We start from the raw sequence: 20,662 nt of genomic DNA on the forward strand, positions 1-20,662 counted from the left end.
GGTCACTGGTCCTCCATCGGGGTGGCCTCGCGGCCGCGCAGCACGATGTCGAAGCGGTAGCCGAGCGCCCATTCGGGCTTCGTCAGCTCAAGATCGAAGCTTGCGACCAGCCGGTTGCGCGCGGCCTCGTCGGGCACCGTGTTGAAGATCGGGTCGAGCGGCAGCAGCGGGTCGCCCGGGAAGTACATCTGGGTGATCATGCGCTGGGCGAAGCCGTGGCCGAACAGGGAGTAGTGGATGTGGTTCGGCCGCCAGGCGTTCTGGTGGTTGCGCCAGGGATAGGCGCCGGGGCGGATGGTGACGTAGCGGTACCAGCCGTCCTCGTCGGTGAAGACGCGGCCCATGCCGCGGAAGTTGGGATCGAGCGGGGCGTCGTGGTCGTCGCCCTCGTGGTTGTAGCGGCCGGCGGCATTGGCCTGCCAGACCTCGACCATGGCGTGGCGAATGGGGCGCCCGTCCTCGTCGGTGAGCCGCCCGCCCACGATGATGCGCTCGCCCATGGCAGCGCCCGCGCCGTTCTCCAGCACCGTCAGGTCCACCACCTCGGGGTACCGCGCCGCGGTGAAGAGCGGGCTGCTCGTCTCCGTCAGCGTGTGCGGCAGTTCCAGCAAGGGCTGCTGCGGGTGGCGCGCCCGCGTGCTGCCATAGGCCGGGCTGTTCAGCGGCGGCTGCGTCCCCGCCCCAGGACGACGATAGCCATGCACCACCTCGCTCATCACCTCTCCTCCCTCTCCGACAAGATCCCTTTGGGTCGCGGCGGGACCCGCCCTTCGCCGCAGGATCACACCGCCGCGCCATGCCCATCAATGCGCGGATCTGGCGGAATTCATAGGCTGAACCTATTGGTTGGTCATGCCGTCGCGCCGCCTTGGATACTTCGTCGCCGTCGCCGAGGAGCTGCATGTCGGCCGCGCGGCGGAGGTGCTGGGGATGAGCCAGCCCGCCCTGACGCAGCAACTCCGCGTGCTCGAGGCCGAGATCGGCGTGCCGCTGGTGCGCCGGGCCGGGAGGGGCATCGCCCTGACCGAGGCGGGCACCGCCCTGCTGCCGGAGGCGCGGGCGACTTTGGAGCAGGAGGCGCACGCCATCGCCGTCGCACGCCGCGTGGGGCGTGGCGAGGCGAGTTCACTCAACATCGGCTATGTCAGCACCGCCATGCTGGAGCCGGCGCTGCCGGAGCTGCTGTTTCGCTTCCGGGCGGAGGTGCCGGAGGTCGGGTTGCACCTGGAGGAAGCGGTGGTGGCGGACCAGCTCCTCGGCCTCCAGAAGCAGCGGCTGGATCTGGCGATCGTTCGCGAGCCCGCCGGGCCGCTTCCGCCGGGCATCGGGTCGCGGCCCTTCGAGGCCGGGCGGCTGCTCGCGGCCGTGCCCTCGGCGGTCGCCGCCCGCTTCGGCACGGCGATCAGTCCCGCCGATCTCGCGGAGTTCCCCTTCATCGTGCTGCGCGACCCCGACGGGCTGGGCCTCGGGCACAGCGCCTGGAGCCTTTGCCGGCGGGCGGGCTTCACGCCGCGGATCAGCGCGCGGGTGGCGGACGTGATCGGCGCCATGGGCCTGGTGGCGGCCGGCTTCGGCGTCAGCCTCGTTCCGGCCTCCCTCCGGCGCGTGAACATCCACGGGGTGGAATTGCTGGACGTGACGGGGCCGGGGGCCGAGACGGGCCTGGCCATCCTCTACAGCGCCGCCGGCACCTCGGCCGCTCTCAGGCGCTTCCTGCAGCTTGCCTCCGCCCCGAGGAAGGAGGGAGGCGGATGAGAGGGCGGCTCTGTTTGCCCCCTCGCGCCGCCGGCCCTAAAGCCTTCCCGCGGCCCCTTGCCGCAGGGAGGACGCCGTGCTGCTCGACCCCGCGCTGGCCTGGATCGCCGAGAACCGCACCGGCGTCATCATCATGGTGGCCGTAATGATGCTGACGATCTGGTTCCGTCGCCGGTAGGGGGCGCCCGGCTTCAGCGCCCCGTATCAGCGCGTGGGGCGGGGCTTCTCGCCGGAGTAGTCGTAGAAGCCGCGGCCGGTCTTGCGGCCGAGCCAGCCGGCCTCGACATGCTTCACCAGCAGCGGGCAGGGGCGGTACTTGCTGTCGCCCATCCCCTCGTGCAGCACCTGCATGATGGCGAGGCAGGTATCGAGGCCGATGAAATCGGCCAGTTCCAGCGGCCCCATCGGCTGGTTGGTGCCGAGCTTCATGCCGGTGTCGATCGAGGCCACGTCGCCCACGCCCTCGTGCAGCGTGTAGACGGCCTCGTTGATCATCGGCATCAGGATGCGGTTGACGATGAAGCCGGGGAAGTCCTCGCTCGTCGCGGTGGTCTTGCCCATCCTGCGCGCCAGCGCATCGACGGCCTGGTAGGTCGCGTCGTCCGTCGCGATGCCGCGGATGACCTCCACCAGCTTCATGACCGGCACCGGGTTCATGAAGTGCATGCCGATGAAGCGTGCCGGCCGGTCCGTCACCGCCGCCAGCCGCGTGATCGGGATGGAGGAGGTGTTGGTCGCGAGGATCGCGTCGGGCTTCAGGTGCGGACAGAGCGCCTTGAAGATCGACTTCTTGACCTCTTCCCGCTCCGTCGCCGCCTCGATGACGATGTCGCAGGTGCCGAGCATCGCCATGTCGGTACCGGTGGTGATGCGGGCGAGCGCCGCGTCACGGGCCGAGGCCTCCAGCGTGCCCTTGGAGACCTGGCGCTCCATGTTCTTCGCGATGGTGGCGCGGGCCTTGTCCAGCGCCTCCGGGTTCACGTCGATCATGATGGCGGTGAGGCCGGACCCGGCCGCGACATGCGCGATGCCGTTGCCCATCTGCCCGGCGCCGATGACGCCGACGGATCCGATTGTCGGCGCCGCGTCGCTCACTTCGCCAGCTCCGCCTCGATCTCCGGGATGAGCTTGAAGATGTCGCCGACGAGGCCGTAGTCGGCCACCTGGAAGATCGGCGCCTCCTCGTCCTTGTTCACGGCGACGATCACCTTGCTGTCCTTCATGCCCGCGAGGTGCTGGATCGCGCCCGAGATGCCGAAGGCGATGTAGAGTTCGGGTGCCACGATCTTGCCGGTCTGGCCGACCTGCTGGTCGTTCGGGGCGTAGCCGGCATCGACCGCGGCGCGCGAGGCGCCGACGGCAGCGCCGAGCTTGTCCGCGATGCCGTCGAGGATCTTGAAGTTCTCGGCCGAGCCGATCGCGCGGCCACCGGAGACGACGATGCGGGCCGCCGTCAGCTCCGGCCGCTCGCTCTTCACCAGCTCGGCGTTCACGAAGGTGGAGACGCCGGGATCGGCCGCAGGCTGCGCGGGCTCGACGGCCGCGCTGCCGCCCTCGGGGGCAGCGGGGTCGAAGGAGGCGGCGCGCACCGTCAGAACCTTCTTCGTGTCGGAGGACTGGACCGTGGCCAGCGCGTTGCCGGCATAGATCGGCCGCACGAAGGTGTCGGCGTCCACGATGCCCGAGATGTCGCTGATCGGCTGCACGTCGAGCAGGGCGGCGACGCGTGGCATGACGTTCTTGCCGAGCGCGGAGCCCGGGGCGAGGATGTGGGTATAGCCCTCCGCGAGGGAGGCGATGAGGGCCGCGTCCGGCTCGGCCAGCATGTGCTCGGCCGGAGCGTGCAGAACCTTCGCCACGCCCTCGATCTTCGCACCGGCTCCGGCCACGGCCTCGGGCCCGATCACCAGCAGGTGGACATCGCCCAGCTTGCCGGCGGCGGCGATGGCCGAACGGGTCGGCTGGTTGATCGCCGCGTTGTCGTGGTCGGCGAGGACGAGGACCGTCATGGGATCACCTTCGCTTCGTTGCGCAGCTTCGAGACGAGCTCGGCGGCGGACGCCACCTTCACGCCGGCCTGGCGCTTCGGCGGCTCCTCGACCTTGATGACCTTCAGGCGGGGCGTCGTGTCCACGCCGAGATCGGCGGGCTTGACCGTCTCGATCGGCTTCTTGCGGGCCTTCATGATGTTCGGAAGGCTGGCGTAGCGCGGCTCGTTCAGCCGCAGGTCGGTGGTGACGATGGCCGGGAGCGTGAGCTTCACCGTCTCCTGGCCGCCATCCACCTCGCGGGTCACGCTCGCGCTGCCGTCCGCGACCTCGACCTTGTTGGCGAAGGTGCCCTGGCCCCAGCCGAGGAGGGCGGCCAGCATCTGGCCGGTCGCGTTCATGTCGTCGTCGATGGCCTGCTTGCCGAGGATGACCATCTGCGGGCCCTCCTTGTCCACGATGGCCTTCAGGATCTTGGCGACGGCGATCGGCTCGACCGTGTCCGTCGTCTCGACCAGGATGCCGCGGTCAGCGCCCATGGCGAGCGCGGTGCGAATCTGCTCCTGCGCCTGGGTGGGGCCGACGGAGACGGCGACGATCTCGGTCGCCACTCCCTTCTCCTTCAGGCGCACGGCCTCCTCGACGGCGATCTCGTCGAAGGGGTTCATCGACATCTTCACGTTGGCGGTCTCGACGCCCGTGCCGTCCGGGCGAACCCGGACCTTCACGTTGTAGTCCACCACCCGCTTGACGGGGACGAGGAGCTTCATGCCCGGATTCTCATGATTGTTGGCGATCCTCTGCTGGGCAGCGGCCAGGGTCGGGGCCGGTGCGCTTGCGGGACCGTGGCGGGCCCCGGACAGGTGGGCAGGGCAAGGCGCGGCCGGAGCCGCGCGTGCCAGGAGTCAGCCGGGTCTATACGGCCCGCCCCCGGCGGCGACAAGCCACGCGCCCGGCGGCAGCTGGCTGCTCGCCCGGCGGCCCTCAGCCCCGCATGAGGTAGAGGAGCAGGGCGAAGAGGGCGAGGGTAACGCCCTGCAGGGTGACGCGCCAGCGCATCAGGGCGTTGGATTTGTGGGAGTCGCTGCTTCCTCGGGCCATGCCGACCATGCCGTAGAAGAGGGTGCCCAGGGTGGCGAGCATCCCAAGGGCGACGAGGATGGTGAGGAATGTGATCATGACCGCCAGGATGTGGGCATGCCCGCCCACCCGGCAACGCCGGGCGCCCCGCAAAGAGGGAATGCCGGGGGTCGATTCGCTGCTTTTCCCCGCCCCTTCACAAGACTTGGCGGGCGTTTCGCCAACCCGGTCGCCTCAGTCGAGCGAGGCCGAGTGCCAGATCGACGGGCGCGCCGGCAGGATGAAGCCGTAGGCGGGGAAGACAGTATTCCCGATCACCGCCGCCGGCGGGTACCACACTCGCACCTCCGACCAGTCGTTGCGGGTGGAGACGTCGATCACCGGCTGGTCCCGCGCCACCCGCCCACGCAGCCCGCCCGAGGCCCAGTTGGCGTGGTCCACCCGGATCTCCCGCGGCCCGACCACGCGGGCGACGACCGCGACATGACCGTCCCGCAGGCGGGAGGTTCGCTGGAAAACAAGGACGGCGCCCTCGCGCGGCTGCTGCCCGCGCTGGTAGCGGCCCAGCGCCGCCTCCCACCACTGCCAGCCATCGCCGCGCAACTCGAGCCCCGAGCGGGCGCGGGCGTAGGGCACGCAGGACTGGTAGCTGTCGGAAGCCTCGTAGCCATAGCCCGCGGACGGGCCGCCCCGCGTGGACCCGCAGGCCGAGAGCGCCCCGCCGGCCAGCGCCAGCAACACGAGGCGCAGGAAGATTCCCGCCACGATTGACCCATTCCCCCAGGTGGACCTCCCCCGAGGCCCGGGACCAGCCTAGCGTCAGCGGCCCGGCCTGTCAGCGCCCCGTAACGATCCCTTTGGGAAGGCGCCGTTTACCCCGCATCCACCGATTGCACCTAGGCTGTGCCGGTGGTTGTCGCGACAGGGGAGACGGTTGCGTCCATGGATGGAATGATCGGTCCGCCGCCGGGTGGGGAGCGGGAAGGGCACTGCCCGGCCTGCGCGCGGCCGCTCTGGCAGGGCGATCATCTGACGGGCCTGGCCGACCGGCTGGAATTCCGAGCCCGGCTGAAGGAGGCCCTGTCCCCCAACCAGCCCTGCGACCGGAGCGCCCGCGAGAAGCGGCGCGAGGTCGTGGTGCTGCTCGTCGATCTCGACCGCTTCAAATCCGTGAACGACAGCCTTGGCCACGCCGCGGGGGACGCGCTGCTGCGCCACGTCGGCCAGCGGCTGCGCGGCCTGCTGCGGCAGCAGGACATCGCCGCCCGCATGGGCGGGGACGAGTTCGCGGTCCTCCTCGGCAGCCCGGCCAGCCAGGAGGCGGTGGTCGGCATCGCCGGCCGGCTCGTGGACCTGCTTGGCCGCTCCTATCTGGTGGAGGGGCGGATCGCCAATGTGGGAGCCAGTGTCGGCATCGCCGTCGTGCCGCCAGGCCTTGACGTGGACAGCGTGCTCCGCCGCGCCGATCTCGCCCTGTACAAGAGCAAGGAGGGCGGGCGGCAGCGTTTCCACTTCTTCGAGCCATCCCTGCAGGAGGCGGCGGAGGAGCGGCAGCGGCTCGAATTCGACCTTCGCGCCGCTCTTGCCCTGAACCAGTTCGAGCTCTTCTACCAGCCGCAGTTCCACCTCCACTCGCAGCAGCTCTCGGGTTTCGAGGCGCTGATCCGCTGGCGCCATCCGGTGCGCGGCCTCGTACCGCCCGACCGCTTCATCCCCCTGACCGAGGAACTTGGCCTGATCACCCCCATCGGCGAATGGGTGATCCACGAGGCCTGCGCCGAGGCGGTGCGCTGGGGAGGCAAGCTGAGCGTGGCCGTGAACGTCGCGCCCGCCCAGTTCATTGGCGGCTCGCTCCTGCCGGTCGTCACGAAAGCGCTGAAGGCCACCTCGCTGCCCGGCCCTCTGCTGGAGCTGGAGATCACCGAAACCGCGCTGCTGCACGACAGCGGCTTCACGCTGCAGCAGCTCTCGGCGCTGAAGGCGCTCGGCGTGCGCATCTCCCTCGACGATTTCGGGACCGGCTACTCCTCGCTGACGCAGCTGCGCCGCTTTCCCTTCGACAAGGTGAAGATCGACCGTTCCTTCGCCGATGACAGCGCGGTGGTGCGCGCCGTCGCCGCGCTGGGCACGAGCCTCGGCATCCGCATCACGGCCGAGGGCGTGGAAACCGCCGAGCAGATGATGCGGATCCGTGAGGACGGCTGCACGGAGGCCCAAGGGTACCTTCTCAGCAAGCCGGTACCGGCCGTCGACGTGCCAAAGCTCATCGCGCGCTTCACCGATGCCGGCCACACAAGTGAAAGACTGCCGTGATGGACATGGGCGGACCGCTTCACGCTGTTCACGCTGTTCACGCACCGGAAGGGGATAACAGCCCCGGCGCGCCAGGCATCGGCCTGCACCGGCTGATCTATGTCAGCCAAAACCTCCTGGCCGGCTCACCCGGCGAGGTCGAGGCCGAGGTCCTGAGCATCCTTGAGGCATCCCGGCGCAACAATACGCGCGCGGGCATCACCGGCGCGCTGCTGTTCAGCCCCGATTTCTTCGCGCAGGCCCTGGAAGGCCCGCTGCCCGCCGTGCAGCAGGTGTTCGAGCGCATCCAGTGCGACGAGCGTCATCGGGACACCGTCGTGCTTGCCTGCGAACCCGTCGCCATCAGGGAGTTCGGCGCGTGGTCGATGGCCTATGCCGGCCAGGTCGAGAACGGCCGCTACTCCGCCCTGACCATGCCGGGAACGGGCAGTGCGGAAGCCCGACGCGTGCTGGAACTGCTTCGACGGGTGCTGAAGCCGGTACACGCCGGCTGAGAGGTTCCTTCGGGCGCTCGTGAGGCTGCGCGAGTGACTCGGGGAGAGGAAGAAGGAATTCTTCCTCTCCCCGGACCCCTCTCCATCATCTTTTTCTATCCGGTTGGAATCACCCTTTGGCCGGTGCGCCTCGGGTCACCGACCCGAGGCGACTGCACGCGCAGGAAGGGCATCCGAAAAGAACTCCTCCCATCACCGCACTCACGCCAGTCAGATGGGTATCCAAGGGCGTCAGGCCCTTGGCGGATCTGAGGCACTGCCTCGGATGTCCGGAGAAGGCAGAGCCCTCCCCAGGGCGGGGTTTTAAATAGGGGGAGGATCAGGCCGCCAGCGGCACCGCCGAGAGGGCTTCGTCGCGCGAGGGCACCTCGGCCACGGGGGCGTCGATGCCGGGGGTCCAAGCTGAGCCGGGCCGGGGGCGCGGCGCGAAATGGGCGCGCAGGGCGCGGCTGGCGCCGATGCGCGCGACATCGAACATACGCCAGCCCTCTCCGGGGTCGCCGGGGCCGCGGGCCAGTCCGGCGGTCTGCCAGGTCAGCAGGCCAACCCGCCCCGTGCCCATCCGGCCGATGGCGTGCGGGTGCACCACCCGCCAGGCGCCGCCGTAGAAGAGCTCGAGCGCGCGCCTCTCCCGCACCGCCTGGGCGAGGCGGGCGATCCGGCGGCGAAGAGGTCGGGAAAGGGGCGGGGACGCATCGGCGCGGGGCCCCGCAGGGGTCTTGCGCATGGCCCCGATATGGGGATCAGGCCCCTGATTTAAAAGGCTTCCTGGTGGCGCCCGTCAGGCATCGAGGCCTGCGTACCAGGCGGCGTAGGGGGTGTTCCCCACCATCTTGCGGTTAAGGTCGGGGGCGCCGTCCGTCCACCAGACCGGGCCGCGCTCGCCCAGGGCGCGCTTGGCCTTGTCCACGGCGGCGCGGGCTTCCGCCAGGGCCGCCGCATCCCCCGCGCGGAGCGCCGCGCGGACGGAACGGCGGGCGGCCATCAGGGCTTTCGTCAGCGCCTCCCGCTCCCCGGGCGGAAGGGCGGGGTTGGACAGGCGCCACAGCCGGCCGCGGACGACGAAGTAGCGGCCGTCCGGTGTCACCGGGTACTTCATCGCGGCGCGCGTCAGGCTTTGCGGCTGAGCAGGAAGAGGGCCTGTTCCCCGAAGAGGTTCGCCAGGCCCAGGCCGCGGCGCCAGGGGGCGCGCAACCCGCGCTCGTCCACCGCCAGCCAGCCGTCCACGGCGTAGCCGTCCGTCTCGCAGAGGGCCACGAAGTCGAGGATCGTGCAGGGGTGGATGTTGGGCGTCTCGTACCAGGGGCGGTTCCAGGTGTCCGTGTCCGGCATCCGCCCGGTGGAGAGCAGGCGCCAGCGCATCTGCCAGTGGCCGAAATTGGGGAAGGAGATGATCGCGTGGCTGCCGATGCGCAGCATCTGCCGCAGCACCTCGCGCGGGCGCTCCACCGCCTGCAGCGTGCGAGAGAGCACGACGTAGTCGAAGGCGCCGTCCGGGTACTGCGCGAGGTCGGCGTCGGCGTCGCCGTGGATGACGGCGAGGCCCGCGGCGACGGCGCGCGTGGCCTCGGCCATGTCGATCTCAATGCCGCGGGCGTCGGCGCCCTTCTCGCGCGTCAGGTACTCGATGAGGGCGCCGTCGCCGCAGCCGATGTCGAGCACCTTCGCGCCGGTCGGGATCATCTCCGCGATCAGGCGAAGGTCGAGCCGCATGTTCTTCGCGACGTAGCGGATGGGTTCACCCTTGGGGCGGATTCCCATGCTCAGGCCCCCGCCGCGTCGGCCGCGCCGCGCAGGAAGCCGCCGAGGGCCGCGTGGAACTCGGGCTCGTCCAGCAGGAAGGCGTCGTGGCCCTTGTCGGAGGCGATCTCGATGAACGAGGTGCGGGCGGCGGCGCGGTTCAGCGCGCGGGTGATCGCCCGGCTCTCGGCCGTCGGGAAGAGCCAGTCGGAGGAGAAGGAGGCGAGGAAGAAGCGGGTCGGCGTGCCGCGGAAGGCCTGCGAGAGATCGCCATCGAAATCGGCGGCGAGATCGAAATAGTCCATCGCGCGGGTGATGGTGAGGTAGGAGTTCGCGTCGAAGCGGCGGATGAAGGTGCTGCCCTGGTGGCGCAGGTAGCTCTCCACCGCGAAGACGTCCTCGAGGAAGGTGACGGCCTTGGCGCCCTGGAGGCGGCGGCCGAACTTCCGCGTCAGCGCGCTCTCCGAGAGGTAGGTGATGTGGGCGACCATGCGCGCGACCGAGAGGCCCTGCGCCGGCAGCCGCCCCTCCCGCCAGTAGGCGCCGCCGCACCAGTCGGGGTCGGCGTGGATGGCGGCGCGGCCGACCTCGTGGAAGGCGATGTTCTGGGCGGAGTGATGGGCCGCCGTCGCGATGGGCGCGCAGGCGAAGACCGATTCCGGGTAGGTCGCTGCCCATTGCAGGGCCTGCATGCCCCCCATGGAGCCGCCGACCACCGCCAGCAGCCGCTCAATGCCGAGATGCTCCACCAGCCGCTTCTGGGCGCGGACCATGTCGCGGATCGTGACGCTGGGGAAATCGGTGCCCCAGGGGCGGCCGAGGGGTTGGCCCTCCGCATCCGTCATCTCCTCCCGCGGGCCGGAGCTGCCCATGCAGCCACCGAGGACATTGGCGCAGATGACGAAGAAGCGGTCAGTATCGATGGGCAGGCCGGGGCCGACTACCGCTTCCCACCAGCCGGGGCGACCGGTCACGGGATGGCGGCCGGCCAGGTACTGGTCGCCGGTCAGGGCATGGCAGACGAGCACGGCGTTGCCGCGGGCGGCGTCGAGCGTGCCGTAGGTCTCGTAGGCCACGATCAGCGGCGCGATCGTGGCGCTGCTGTCCAGCAGCAGGCCGTCCGGGAAGACGGCCCGCTGGTGCGCCACGTCCGGGGAGAACGGCACGACCTCATTCATGGCGGGAGGATTAGGAGCCCTGCGGCGGGCGGGCAAGGTCGGGCGGACCCGGGAGGGAGGCCCGGGGGATCGGTGGGGCGAGGCCGTGGGCGCCCGCGGTCAGGCGCCTTCCAGCATCGCGGGAAGGCGCGCCGAGCGGCCGGGATGCAGTTCTCCGCGCAGGGTGACGAGTTCGTCCGGGGCGTCGGGCTCCGTGACGCGGGCGAGAAGCAGGTCGAGGCCGCGCCGGACGAGGGCCGGGACGGGGACCACGATGGTGGTCAGCTCGTAGGGAGGGTGCAGGGCGGTCGCCACCCCGTCGAAGCCGACGACGGAGATGCCTTCTGTCATGCCCACGGGAATGGCGGCCGAGCGGAGGGCGTCGATGAGGCCCATCGCCATGCCGTCGCTTACGGCGAAGACGGCATCGGGGCGCGCCTCGGGCGGCAGGGCCGCGATGCGCAGGCCGGCCGCCCACCCGCCTTCCCGCGTGGAGCCGCCGTCGAAGCGGCAGGCAAGGCCGTGGCCCGCTTCCGCGAGGCGGGTGGCGAAGCCGCGCTCCCGATCCTGGCTCGTGGAGGTATCGGCGTGGCCGCCGACGACCGCGAAGCGCCGGTGCCCGGCCGCGAGGAGAAGGCCGGCCAGGCGGGCGCCGCCCTCCGCGTTATCGCAGCTCACGGCCGTGCCGTGGTCGCGCGCCACGCGGTTCACCATGACGAGCGGCACGGCGTTCTCCGCGCAGATCGCGGTGACGCGGGAGGGCAGCACGGCCGAGGTCACGATGCAGCCGTCCACGCGGTATCCGAGCAGAGCCTGGGCGGTGCGCTCCTCCATGGAGCCCTCCCCGGCGTGGAGGATCAGCAGGCGCAGCCCGCGATCGGCGGCCTGGGCGACCAGTTCCTCCAGCAGGGCGGGGTAGAAGGGGTTCCGCATGGGCCCCAGCACGAGGCCGATGAGCCCGCTCCGGCCGCCGAGCAGGGTGCGGGCCAGGGTGTCCGGCGCGTAGCCGGCCTCCGCCGCCAGGGCGCTGATCCGCCGGCGCGTGGCGGGGGAGATGCGGGTATCGCCGCGCAGGGCGCGGGAGACGGTGGAGATCGACACACCCGCGGTCTGGGAGAGGGAGAGCAGCGTGGCCCGGGGGCGGGCCGGCCGGGAGCGTGAGACCGGATGATCCATCCGCTCATCCTAGCAGCTTGCCCGGCATGGCAAAGCTTTGCATCAGCAAAGCAAGCCGGCACAGGATCCCTCGTTTCCGCGCTGCACAAACGGGCCGCGCAAACCTTTGAACAAAACTCTTGAACAGGGGGTGCTGGCCGCGCCATGCTCCGAGTGCACCGGCCGCCACGATGCCGGGCATGACAAGATCGGGTGGAGGGAGCGGATGCACCGGGTGAGCGGGGCCATCCAGGCGACAGCTTTTTCGTCATCCGGTGCGGCATGGCCGGCCGGGGCCGGGCGCACGGGCTGATCGGGCCCCCTCCTGTTACCACCCGGAAGAGGACGACCCGCTTGGCCGGACAGACCATCACCGAGAAGATCCTTGCGGCGCATGCCGTGGAGGGCCGCGCGAGTGCGGGAGAGACGGTGACCGTTCGCCCCGACGTCGTTCTGCTCAACGACGTCTCCGGCCCGCTCGCCTTCGAGGGTTTCGAGAGGATGGGCGCCACCCACCCCTTCGACCCCGCGCGCATCGTGCTGGTGGCCGACCACTTTGCCCCCGCCCCGAACGTCCAAGCTGCGGGCGCCATCCGCATGACCCGCGACTTCGCGGAGCGGCACGGCATCGCCCATTTCTACGAGCCGGGGAACGGCGGCATCGAGCACACGCTGCTTTCGGAACTCGGTATGGTGGGGCACGGCGGCATCGTCTTCGGCGCGGACAGCCACACCTGCACGGCGGGCGCCTTCAACGCGCTGGGCATCGGCTTCGGCTCCACCGACCTCGCGGCCGCGCTGGCGATGGGGCGGCTCTGGATGCGCGTGCCGGAGTCGATCCGCGTGGAGCTGACCGGGCAGCCCGGCCCCTATGTGGCGGGCAAGGACGTGATCCTGGAGGTGATCCGCCGCATCGGCTCGGACGGGGCGGCCGATGCCTCGCTCGAGTTCGGCGGGCCGGGCGTGGCTGCCCTTTCCATGGACGCGCGGATGGCCGTCGCGAACATGGCTGTGGAGGCCGGCGCGGACACCTGCGTCTTCGAGGGCGACGGCCAATCCGCCGCCCGCCAGGCCGGGTTCGGCGCGCCCGCCACGGCAGCGGTGATGGCGGACCCGGGGGCGCGCTACCGCGAGCAGGTCTCGATCGACCTCGGCGCGCTCTCGCCCCTCGTCGCGAAGCCGCCCTCTCCCGCCGGCGGCGTGCCGGTGGAGGCGTTGCGGGGCCAGCGCGTGGACCAGGTCTATATCGGCAACTGCGCGAACGGCACGATCACCGATCTCCGTCAGGCAACCGAGATCCTGCGCGGCCGGCGCGTGGCACCGGGCGTGCGGCTGGTGGTGGTGCCGGCCACGCAGCGCATCTGGCGGCAGGCCCTGGCGGAAGGGCTGCTGGACGCGCTGGCGGCCGCCGGCGCCGCCGTCTCCACCCCCACCTGCGGTGCCTGCTTCGGCGGCCACATGGGCATCCTTGCCGCCGGGGAGACCGCGATCGCCACCACCAACCGCAACTATCGCGGCCGGATGGGCGACCCGGATTCTCAGGTCTTCCTCGCCAATGCCTGGGTGGCAGCGGCGGCGGCCGTCGCGGGCGAGATCGTGCCACCGGAACGGCTTCCTGCCCTGGAGGCCGCCGCATGAGCGCGGCGATGAGGGGCCGAATCCACCGCTTCGGGGACGAGGTGAACACGGACGTCATCCTGCCCGGGCGCTACCTCGCGCTCCGCCGGCCGGAGGACCTTCGCGAGCACTGCATGGAGGGGCTGGATCCTGGCTTCGTCGGCCGCGTCCGACCGGGCGACATCCTCGCGGTCGGGCGGAACTTCGGCTGCGGCTCCTCGCGCGAGCACGCGGTGGTCGCGCTGCGCGCGGCGGGTGTCGGCGCCATCGTCGCCGTCAGCGCCGCGCGCATCTTCTACCGCAACGCCGTCAACCTCGGCCTGCCCGTGCTGATCTGCCCCGAGGCCGCGCTGGCGCTGCAGGAGGGCGAGCCCGCGGGCATCGACCTCGCAACCGCCACCGTGCGGCAGGGCGGCACCGAGTGGCGGGCCGAGCCGCTCGGCGAGGAGGTGCGCGCCATTCTCGCGGCCGGCGGGCTGGTGCAGCGCGTGCGCGCCGCGCTCGCCGCCTGACCACCCCCCTTCAACAGGAGACTTTCCCATGGCCGATCCCAAGCTGAAGGCGGCGCTCCGCGCGGGCGAGTTCGTCGTGGCCCCCGGCATCTTCGACATGATTTCCGCGCGCGTCGCGGACCGCATGGGCTTCACCGCGCTCTACGCCACGGGCTACGGCACCGTCGCCTCCCATCTCGGCGTGCCGGACGCGGGTATCGCCACCTACACCGACATGGTCTCGCGTATGTCGCGCTTCGCGCAGGGCAGCACCACGCCAGTCATCGCCGATGCCGACACAGGCTATGGTGGGCTGCTCAACGTGCGCCACACCGTCATGGGCTACGAGGCCGGCGGCGTCACCGCCATTCAGATCGAGGACCAGGAGGTGCCGAAGAAGTGCGGCCACACGCCGGGCCGCCGCGTGATCCCCGCCGAGGAGATGGCGCTGAAGATCGAGGTCGCGGCCGAGGCCCGCAAGAGCGACGACTTCCTCATCATCGCCCGCACCGACGCGCGCACGACCCTCGGCCTCGACGAGGCGATCCGCCGCGGGAAGCTTTACGCGAAGGCCGGCGCCGACATCGTCTTCGTCGAGAGCCCGGAGAGCGAGGAGGAGATGCGCCGCATCGGCGGCGAGATCGATGCCTTCCTGCTCGCCAACAACGTCGATGGAGGCGGCCGCACGCCGATCCTGCCGGCGGCGACCTTGAAGTCCATTGGCTACGACGTGGCCATCTATCCCGCGATCGGCTTCCTCAGCGTCGCGAAGGTGCTGGAGAGCGCCTATGCCCACTTGCGCGAGCGCGGCGACAGCGCGGGGCTGGAGGTGCTGCCTTTCGCCGAGATGAACGAGCTGATGGGCTTCCCTGAGGTCTGGGAATTCGACGCCAAGTGGGCGCGCCCCGACCGTCAGCAAGCCGCCGAGTAGGAGGGGAGGGTCATGGACCACCGCCTCACCCGCCGCCGCCTGGGCGCGCTCGGCGCGGGGCTGCTCGCCGCCCCGGCCCTGCTCGGCCGTGCTGCCGCCGCGACCTGGCCGGACCGGCCGGTGACGCTGGTGGTCCCCTTCACCCCCGGCGGCGCCTCGGACACGCTGGCGCGGCTGGTGGGGCAGCACTTCCCCCGCTTCACCGGCGGGCAGACCCTGGTGGTCGAGAACCGCGCGGGTGCCGGCGGGCTGGTCGGCGGCGCCTATGTCGCGGGGCAGCGGCCGGACGGCAACATCCTGCTGATGGCCGATATCGGCGCCAATGCCATCGGCAAGGAGCTGAACCCGCGCCTCGGCTACGACCCGATGAAGGCCTTCACGCCGATCATCCAGCTCGTGAACCTGCCGGCGGTGTTCTTCGCTCATCCTTCGGTGCCGGAGAAGACGGTGGCGGAGGTGATCGCCAAGGCGAAGGCGCGGCCGGACGCCTATACCTACGCCTCCGCCGGGGTGGGCAACGGCAGCCACCTCTTCGTGGCGCTGCTCTGCCGCCGCGCCGCGATCTCCATGGTGCACGTGCCCTATCGCAGCGGGTCGGAGATCGTCACCTCCGTCATGCGGAACGAGACGCAGCTCGGCTTTCCCAGCCTCTCCTCCGCCCTGCCCATGCTGAAGGAGGGAGCCATCCGCCCGATCGCTATGGGCAACCCCGGTGGCAGCCCGGCCCTGCCCGGCGTGCCGCCCGTGAGCGACACCCTGCCGGGCTTCGACATCGCCGTCTGGTACGGCGTCGCCGCCCCTGCCGGCATGGCGCCGGACCTCGCGGACCGCGTCAACGAGGTCTTCGGCAGTATCGCCGCCCTGCCGGAGGTGCGCGAGGCCGTGTTCAACACCCAGGCCGGGCAGGTCATCGGCGGCTCGCGGGAGGATTTCGCCCGCTTCCTCGGGAAGGAATATGACACCTGGACGCCCGTGATCCGCGAGGGCGGCATCCGCACGGAGTGACGGGCCCAGCAGGCGATCACGCCTCATTGTGCACAAATGGGGGTCGACTGCCTGTTTTTGGATCGTGGTGCGGCCTTAACGGGCCGGAGCTACCGAATGCTCGATGAAGACTTGCTTCACCCTGCTGGGTAGACTGTGCACAATTGTCTTGCTGCCGGCCTCAAGGCGCGGGTGGCGCAATCCGCCCCTGGCCGCCCGAGCGCCGCGGGAGGTGCGCTTGCATGAACGGGGACAGAGACCGCCACAATGACGGACGAACTGGACATCTATCGCCGCCAGGGCATGGGCGGGAGCATGGGGTTGGGCAAGGCCCTCGCCGTGGTGGTGGTGGATTTCGTGCGTGGCTTCGCGGATCCCGAGCACTTCGGTGGCGGGAACATCGGCCCGGCCATCTCCCGCACGGCCGAGCTGCTGGCGCTCGCGCGCTCGCGCGGCTGGCCGGTGGCGCATACCCGCGTCGTCTATGCCGATGACGGCTCTGACGCCGGCGCCTTCGCGCTGAAGGCCACCGGCCTGTCCAAGCTGACGGAGACGAGCCCGCTATCACAGATCCTGCCCGAGGTAGCGCCGGTGCCGGGGGAGCTCGTGGTCCGCAAGCGGCAGGCGAGCGCCTTCTTCGGCACGGAGCTCGCGGGCTGGCTCGCCTTCCGCCGCGTCGACACGCTGCTCGTTGCGGGCTGCACCACCAGCGGCTGCGTCCGCGCGACGGTGGTGGACAGCTGTTCGCACAACTTCCGAACGGTGGTTGTGACGGATTGCGTGGGCGACCGCGCCCTTGCCCCACACGAGGCCAATCTCTTCGACATGGGGCAGAAATACGCGGACCTGATGAGCCTGGAGGAGCTGCGGACAAGCAGCCTCGCGGGCGCGACGTCCTGACGGACGTTCAAGGAAGGACCGGCGGGACGGACTTCCTTGCTTGCTGTGCCTTGTTCACTGATTGGCTGATTTGTTGTGCACAATGGTCGCTCTTTGATGAGGATTGCCCGGGGTCTGACTTCTTCCGATCCTGTGTCGCCCGGCTCTACCTGTCCTATCTGTCCTCTCTACTTCTCTAACGTCAGGCTTGCTTCCTCCTCAACAGTTGTACACAATCGAGCATGACCTTCCTCCTCATGCCCGTGATCCATCACGGCCAAGCCTCCCGGACCGCCGCATGACCCGCGCGCGTGTCATCGTCGCCGGCGCGGGGCCCGTGGGCCTCGTCGTCGCCGCCTGCCTGGCCGATGCGGGCATCCCCGTGCTGGTCGTAGAGGCCGAGCGCGACCTGCCGGACGGGCTGCGGGCCTCCACCTTCCATCCCCCTACCCTCGACATGCTGGAGCGGCTGGACGCCGCCGCCCCGCTGGTCGAGCAGGGACTGATCTGCCGCCACTGGCAGTTCCGCGACCGCCGCACCGGCCCCGTTGCCACCTTCGACATGGAGCTGCTGCGGGGCGAGACGAACCACCCCTACCGGCTGCAATGCGAGCAGTGGCGCCTGACGCGCCTCCTGCGCCAGCGGCTCGACGCCGACCCGAACGTCGAGATCATGTACGACGCCCGCGCCGTCTCGGCCTCTCAGGATGCGGACGGCGTGCGCCTGGTGATCGAGCGCGAGGACGGCAGCCAGGAGGTGCTGGAAGGCGCCTATCTCATCGGCGCGGACGGCGCGCGCAGCGTGGTTCGCAAGTCGATCGACGTGCCCTTCGACGGCCAGACCATTCCAGAGCTCTACCTCACCCTCTCCACCCCTTATCCCTTCCACGAGGCGATCCCGCAGCTCTCCAACATCGCCTATATCTCGGACCCGGAGGAGTGGTTCGTCCTTCTCCGCACCGCCGGCGTGTGGCGCCTGCTGCTACCGACCGAGGCGAGCGAGCCCGAGGAGGTGATGCTCTCCGACGCGCGCATCCAGCAGCGCATGAAGGAGGTGCTGCCGATCGGCGGCGACTACGAGATCCGCCACCGCACCGCCTATCGCGTGCACGAGCGCGTGGCGGAGCGCTACGCGGTCGGCCGCATCCTGCTGGCGGGCGACGCGGCGCATGTGAACAACCCGCTCGGCGGCATGGGCATGAACGGCGGCATCCATGATGCCTTCAATCTCGCGGACAAGCTCGCCGAGGTATGGCGCGGGGGCGATCCCGCGCTTCTCGGCCGGTACGAGCGGCAGCGGCGGAAGGTCGCGCTCGACGTCGTGCAGCAGCAGGCGCTGCGCAACCGCGCGACGCTGAACCAGCGCGATCCCGCCGTGCGCGCGGCGGCGCTGGACGACCTGCGGCGCACGGCGGAGGATCCGGCGCGACACAAGGAACACCTGATGCGGACCTCGATGATCCGCTCCCTCCGGGAGCTGGACGCCGTCGCCTGATGCGGCGGCGCCCGGCGCCCGCCTCAGTCGGCCGTGGCGCCGGTGGCCTGGACCACCGGCCGCCACTTCGCGGTCTCATCGGCCATCCAGCGCCCGAACTCCACGCGCGTCATCGGGCGCGGGATGGAGCCCAGCTCCGTGATGCGGCGGCGCAGGTCCGGCTCGCCCAGGGCCGCGACCGTCTCCGCGTTGAGCTTCTCCAGGATCGGCTCCGGCACGCCCGTGGGCGCCACCACGCCGAACCACCCCATGGAGGTGATGTTCACGCCAGCCTCGCGCAGGGTCGGCACCTCGGGGAAGGCGTCCAGCCGCTCGGTGCCGGTGACGGCGAGCGGGCGCATGCGGCCGCTGCGCGCCATCTCGGCCACGGCAGAGACGGACTGGAAGAGAACCTGCACGCGGCCCTCCATCATGTCCGTGTTGAGCTGGCCGGAGTTGTTGTAGGGCACGTGCTGCATGTCGAGCCCGTTCGCGAGGGCGAACTGCGCGCCCGCGAGGTGTTGCGAGGAGCCCGACCCGACCGAGCCATAATTGAGCGAGCCGGGATGCGACTTCGCGTAAGCGATGAACTCGGCGACGTTCCGCACGGGCAGCGAGGGCGAGACGACCATCAGGTTCGGCGTCAGCGCCATCAGCGAGACCGGCACCACGTCCTTCTCGGGATCGAAGGGCAGGGACTTGTAGAGCCAGCGGTTCACCGCGTTGGACGCGATGGAGGCGAGGCCGATCGTGTAGCCGTCTGCCGGGCTGCGGGCGATCGCGGCCATGCCGATATTCGTGCCCGCGCCCGGCCGGTTCTCCACTACGACCGGCTGCCCCAGCCGCGCGGTGAGGCGCTCGCAGACGAGGCGCGAGATCACGTCGCCCGCGCCGCCCGCAGGGCCTGTGGCGATGAAGCGGATCGGGCGGCTTGGCCAGTCTCCCTGGGCGCGAGCAAGGCCCGGTGAAGCGAGCAGTGCTGCGGCACCCAGGAAGTGGCGACGAGGAAGGGAGGATGCTGACATGTCGGTTCGCCTCTCTGAAGTTTGGTGACCGCCAATGCACGGACCGCGCCAGTCGGCAGCGGGATCGGAGAAGGAAGGTATCATGCGCGACGTTCTCGGCTATCGCGGGAAGTACGGCGTTCTCGGCCCCTCCACCAACACGGTGGTGCAGCCGGATTTCGAGATGATGCGCCCGCCCGGCATCACCGCGCACTACAGTCGCATCTTCACGCCGAACGCCAAGGCCATCAGCAACGAGAGCTTCCGCGCCGGCGCGATGAAGATCGCCGAAGGCGTGATCGACGCCGTGCGGAGCGTGATGACCTGTTCGCCCAACTACCTCGTGATGGGCATGTCCGCCGTTACCTTCTTCGGTGGCAAGGCGGGCGCGGAGGCCTTCCGTGAGGGCGTTGAGAAGGAGGCTGGCGTGCGGCTCAGCTGCGGCAGCCTGGCAACCACGGCGGCGCTGCGGGCCTATGGCGCGAAGCGCATCGCCTTTCTCTCACCCTACTACCCCGCGGCGAACGAGGAGGTGCGGCGCTACTTCACGGAAGAAGGCTTTGAGGTGGTGCGCGACCTCTGCCTGCAATGCCCCTCCTGGACCGCCATTGCCGAGGTGACGCCGGAGGAGCTGCGCCTGCGGCTGCGCGAGTTGGACGGGCCGGACGTGGACGCGATCGTGCAGGTCGGCACCAATCTGTCCATGGTGCGGCTGGCGGCGGCGGCGGAGATGTGGCTCGGCAAGCCCGTGATCGCCATCAACACCGCGACCTGGTGGCACGCACTGCGCGAGAACGGCATCGCGGACCGCATGGAGGGCTTCGGGCGGCTGCTCTCCGACTTCTGAGGATTCCGGCGCGGGAGGGTGCCGCTTCCGGCGCGGCGCCCCTAGGATGGGCGCGGGGGCAGGGGGACGACACGGGGATGCCGAACGCGGCGGAGCGCGCCTACCAGGTGATCCGCGACCGGATCCTTCGCGGCGGCTTCGCGCCGGGCGCACCGCTGCGCGAGGAGATGCTGGCCTCCGAGATCGGGGTCAGCCGCACGCCCGTGCGCGACGCGCTGCGGCGCCTGCTGGCGGACGGGCTGGTGGAGAGCACGCGCAACCAGGGCAGCTTCGTCGCCAATCTCCGCCCCGAGGAACTGGCCGACGAGTTCGAGCTGCGCGCGCTGCTGGAAGGCCACGCGGCGCGCAAGGCTGCGACGCGCATCACGCCCGAGGAGCTCGCCGAGATGGAGGCGCTGGCGGAGCGGATGGAGCGGGTGGACCCGGCCGCCGAGGCGGGGATCAGCGCCTTCTCGGACCTCAACGGCGAGTTCCACGCCGTTCTCGCAAGGGCGTCCCGCTCGCGCCGGCTGGAGGGAATGCTGCGGCGGCTGGTGGCGATGCCCCTCGTGCTGCTGAAGGAGTACCGGCTGCAGCAGCGTGTCGGGATCGAGCGGTCCAACCGCCAGCACCGCGAGATCCTGGCGGCGCTGAGCGCCGGCAACCCGGAATGGGCCGCGCTGGCCACCAGTGCGCATATCATCTCCACCACGCCTCGCGACCTGCTCCGCGACGGAGCGGCCTGAGCGGCGGATCCCGCGCCTCTCGCGCAGG

23 protein-coding genes are annotated in these 20,662 nt (G+C 70.6%); 11 read left to right on the forward strand and 12 right to left on the reverse strand.

What is annotated here, in order from left to right:
• Positions 1 to 2: 2 nt before the first annotated feature.
• On the reverse strand, positions 3 to 716 hold the full coding sequence (gene pcaH, locus BO39_RS11095; RefSeq protein ID WP_043833059.1) for a protocatechuate 3,4-dioxygenase subunit beta: 714 nt from the start codon (positions 714 to 716) through the stop codon (positions 3 to 5).
• 136 nt (positions 717 to 852) lie between these two features.
• Here pcaH and BO39_RS11100 point away from each other — a divergent pair, with 136 nt between their 5' ends.
• Complete coding sequence (locus BO39_RS11100) at positions 853 to 1,755, forward strand: LysR substrate-binding domain-containing protein (protein ID WP_043833061.1); 903 nt, start codon at positions 853 to 855, stop codon at positions 1,753 to 1,755.
• A gap of 204 nt (positions 1,756 to 1,959) precedes the next feature.
• On the opposite strand, the gene BO39_RS11105 is transcribed toward BO39_RS11100, so the two are convergent.
• From BO39_RS11105 to BO39_RS11125, 5 genes are all read right to left on the reverse strand, one after another.
• Positions 1,960 to 2,850, reverse strand: coding sequence for a 3-hydroxybutyryl-CoA dehydrogenase (locus tag BO39_RS11105; protein WP_281175543.1), 891 nt, complete (start codon positions 2,848 to 2,850; stop codon positions 1,960 to 1,962).
• On the reverse strand, positions 2,847 to 3,764 hold the full coding sequence (locus tag BO39_RS11110; protein ID WP_043833063.1) for an electron transfer flavoprotein subunit alpha/FixB family protein: 918 nt from the start codon (positions 3,762 to 3,764) through the stop codon (positions 2,847 to 2,849). Before BO39_RS11110 ends, BO39_RS11105 begins: the two co-directional genes overlap by 4 nt.
• Positions 3,761 to 4,513, reverse strand: a complete 753-nt coding sequence (locus BO39_RS11115; protein ID WP_043833065.1) for an electron transfer flavoprotein subunit beta/FixA family protein — start codon at positions 4,511 to 4,513, stop codon at positions 3,761 to 3,763. Before BO39_RS11115 ends, BO39_RS11110 begins: the two co-directional genes overlap by 4 nt.
• Before the next feature lie 214 nt (positions 4,514 to 4,727).
• Positions 4,728 to 4,922, reverse strand: coding sequence for a twin transmembrane helix small protein (locus tag BO39_RS11120; RefSeq protein WP_043833353.1), 195 nt, complete (start codon positions 4,920 to 4,922; stop codon positions 4,728 to 4,730).
• A 135-nt stretch (positions 4,923 to 5,057) separates the two neighbouring features.
• Positions 5,058 to 5,588 (reverse strand): CHAP domain-containing protein, encoded by a 531-nt coding sequence (locus BO39_RS11125; RefSeq protein ID WP_245615104.1) that lies wholly within the window; start codon positions 5,586 to 5,588, stop codon positions 5,058 to 5,060.
• A 177-nt stretch (positions 5,589 to 5,765) separates the two neighbouring features.
• On the opposite strand from BO39_RS11125, the gene BO39_RS11130 reads away from it, so the two are divergent.
• Positions 5,766 to 7,136, forward strand: coding sequence for a putative bifunctional diguanylate cyclase/phosphodiesterase (locus BO39_RS11130; RefSeq protein WP_084698036.1), 1,371 nt, complete (start codon positions 5,766 to 5,768; stop codon positions 7,134 to 7,136).
• Positions 7,136 to 7,630 (forward strand): BLUF domain-containing protein, encoded by a 495-nt coding sequence (locus tag BO39_RS11135; protein ID WP_052401949.1) that lies wholly within the window; start codon positions 7,136 to 7,138, stop codon positions 7,628 to 7,630. Before BO39_RS11130 ends, BO39_RS11135 begins: the two co-directional genes overlap by 1 nt.
• Positions 7,631 to 7,949: 319 nt before the next feature.
• Here the strand turns inward: BO39_RS11135 and BO39_RS11140 are convergent, their stop codons facing one another.
• The 5 genes from BO39_RS11140 to BO39_RS11160 form a co-directional block, all read right to left on the reverse strand.
• A complete protein-coding gene (locus BO39_RS11140; RefSeq protein ID WP_043833067.1) occupies positions 7,950 to 8,357 on the reverse strand; it encodes a hypothetical protein in 408 nt (135 codons plus the stop codon).
• A gap of 54 nt (positions 8,358 to 8,411) precedes the next feature.
• Positions 8,412 to 8,717: a hypothetical protein gene (locus BO39_RS11145; RefSeq protein WP_245615106.1), complete on the reverse strand. Its 306-nt coding sequence runs from the start codon at positions 8,715 to 8,717 to the stop codon at positions 8,412 to 8,414.
• A 23-nt stretch (positions 8,718 to 8,740) separates the two neighbouring features.
• Complete coding sequence (gene metW / locus BO39_RS11150; RefSeq protein WP_043833361.1) at positions 8,741 to 9,343, reverse strand: methionine biosynthesis protein MetW; 603 nt, start codon at positions 9,341 to 9,343, stop codon at positions 8,741 to 8,743.
• A 50-nt stretch (positions 9,344 to 9,393) separates the two neighbouring features.
• Positions 9,394 to 10,548 (reverse strand): homoserine O-acetyltransferase MetX, encoded by a 1,155-nt coding sequence (gene metX, locus BO39_RS11155; protein ID WP_043833071.1) that lies wholly within the window; start codon positions 10,546 to 10,548, stop codon positions 9,394 to 9,396.
• Positions 10,549 to 10,647: 99 nt separating this feature from the next.
• On the reverse strand, positions 10,648 to 11,703 hold the full coding sequence (locus tag BO39_RS11160) for a LacI family DNA-binding transcriptional regulator (protein WP_052401950.1): 1,056 nt from the start codon (positions 11,701 to 11,703) through the stop codon (positions 10,648 to 10,650).
• A gap of 333 nt (positions 11,704 to 12,036) precedes the next feature.
• Between BO39_RS11160 and BO39_RS11165 the strand changes: the two genes are divergently transcribed.
• From BO39_RS11165 to BO39_RS11190, 6 genes are all read left to right on the forward strand, one after another.
• Positions 12,037 to 13,320, forward strand: a complete 1,284-nt coding sequence (locus BO39_RS11165) for an aconitase/3-isopropylmalate dehydratase large subunit family protein (RefSeq protein WP_043833073.1) — start codon at positions 12,037 to 12,039, stop codon at positions 13,318 to 13,320.
• An 8-nt stretch (positions 13,321 to 13,328) separates the two neighbouring features.
• Entirely contained in the window at positions 13,329 to 13,811 is a 483-nt protein-coding gene (locus BO39_RS11170; protein WP_245615108.1) for a LeuD/DmdB family oxidoreductase small subunit, read from the forward strand.
• Positions 13,812 to 13,839: 28 nt separating this feature from the next.
• Positions 13,840 to 14,721, forward strand: coding sequence for an isocitrate lyase/PEP mutase family protein (locus tag BO39_RS11175; RefSeq protein WP_043833078.1), 882 nt, complete (start codon positions 13,840 to 13,842; stop codon positions 14,719 to 14,721).
• Positions 14,722 to 14,733: 12 nt separating this feature from the next.
• Positions 14,734 to 15,726 (forward strand): Bug family tripartite tricarboxylate transporter substrate binding protein, encoded by a 993-nt coding sequence (locus tag BO39_RS11180; protein ID WP_084698037.1) that lies wholly within the window; start codon positions 14,734 to 14,736, stop codon positions 15,724 to 15,726.
• Between the two features lie 246 nt (positions 15,727 to 15,972).
• Positions 15,973 to 16,605: an isochorismatase family protein gene (locus tag BO39_RS11185; RefSeq protein ID WP_043833080.1), complete on the forward strand. Its 633-nt coding sequence runs from the start codon at positions 15,973 to 15,975 to the stop codon at positions 16,603 to 16,605.
• A 277-nt stretch (positions 16,606 to 16,882) separates the two neighbouring features.
• Entirely contained in the window at positions 16,883 to 18,079 is a 1,197-nt protein-coding gene (locus BO39_RS11190) for an FAD-dependent oxidoreductase (RefSeq protein WP_043833082.1), read from the forward strand.
• A 23-nt stretch (positions 18,080 to 18,102) separates the two neighbouring features.
• Here BO39_RS11190 and BO39_RS11195 read toward each other — a convergent pair whose 3' ends face one another.
• A complete protein-coding gene (locus BO39_RS11195) occupies positions 18,103 to 19,083 on the reverse strand; it encodes a Bug family tripartite tricarboxylate transporter substrate binding protein (RefSeq protein WP_043833084.1) in 981 nt (326 codons plus the stop codon).
• Between the two features lie 82 nt (positions 19,084 to 19,165).
• On the opposite strand from BO39_RS11195, the gene BO39_RS11200 reads away from it, so the two are divergent.
• Together BO39_RS11200 and BO39_RS11205 are read left to right on the forward strand one after the other, a co-directional pair.
• Entirely contained in the window at positions 19,166 to 19,909 is a 744-nt protein-coding gene (locus BO39_RS11200) for a maleate cis-trans isomerase family protein (protein ID WP_043833086.1), read from the forward strand.
• Between the two features lie 77 nt (positions 19,910 to 19,986).
• On the forward strand, positions 19,987 to 20,634 hold the full coding sequence (locus BO39_RS11205) for a GntR family transcriptional regulator (protein WP_052401952.1): 648 nt from the start codon (positions 19,987 to 19,989) through the stop codon (positions 20,632 to 20,634).
• The last annotated feature ends 28 nt before the right edge of the window (positions 20,635 to 20,662 follow it).

This window comes from Roseomonas aerilata DSM 19363, from assembly GCF_000711725.1.
In the GTDB taxonomy this organism is placed as follows: domain Bacteria; phylum Pseudomonadota; class Alphaproteobacteria; order Acetobacterales; family Acetobacteraceae; genus Roseomonas; species Roseomonas aerilata.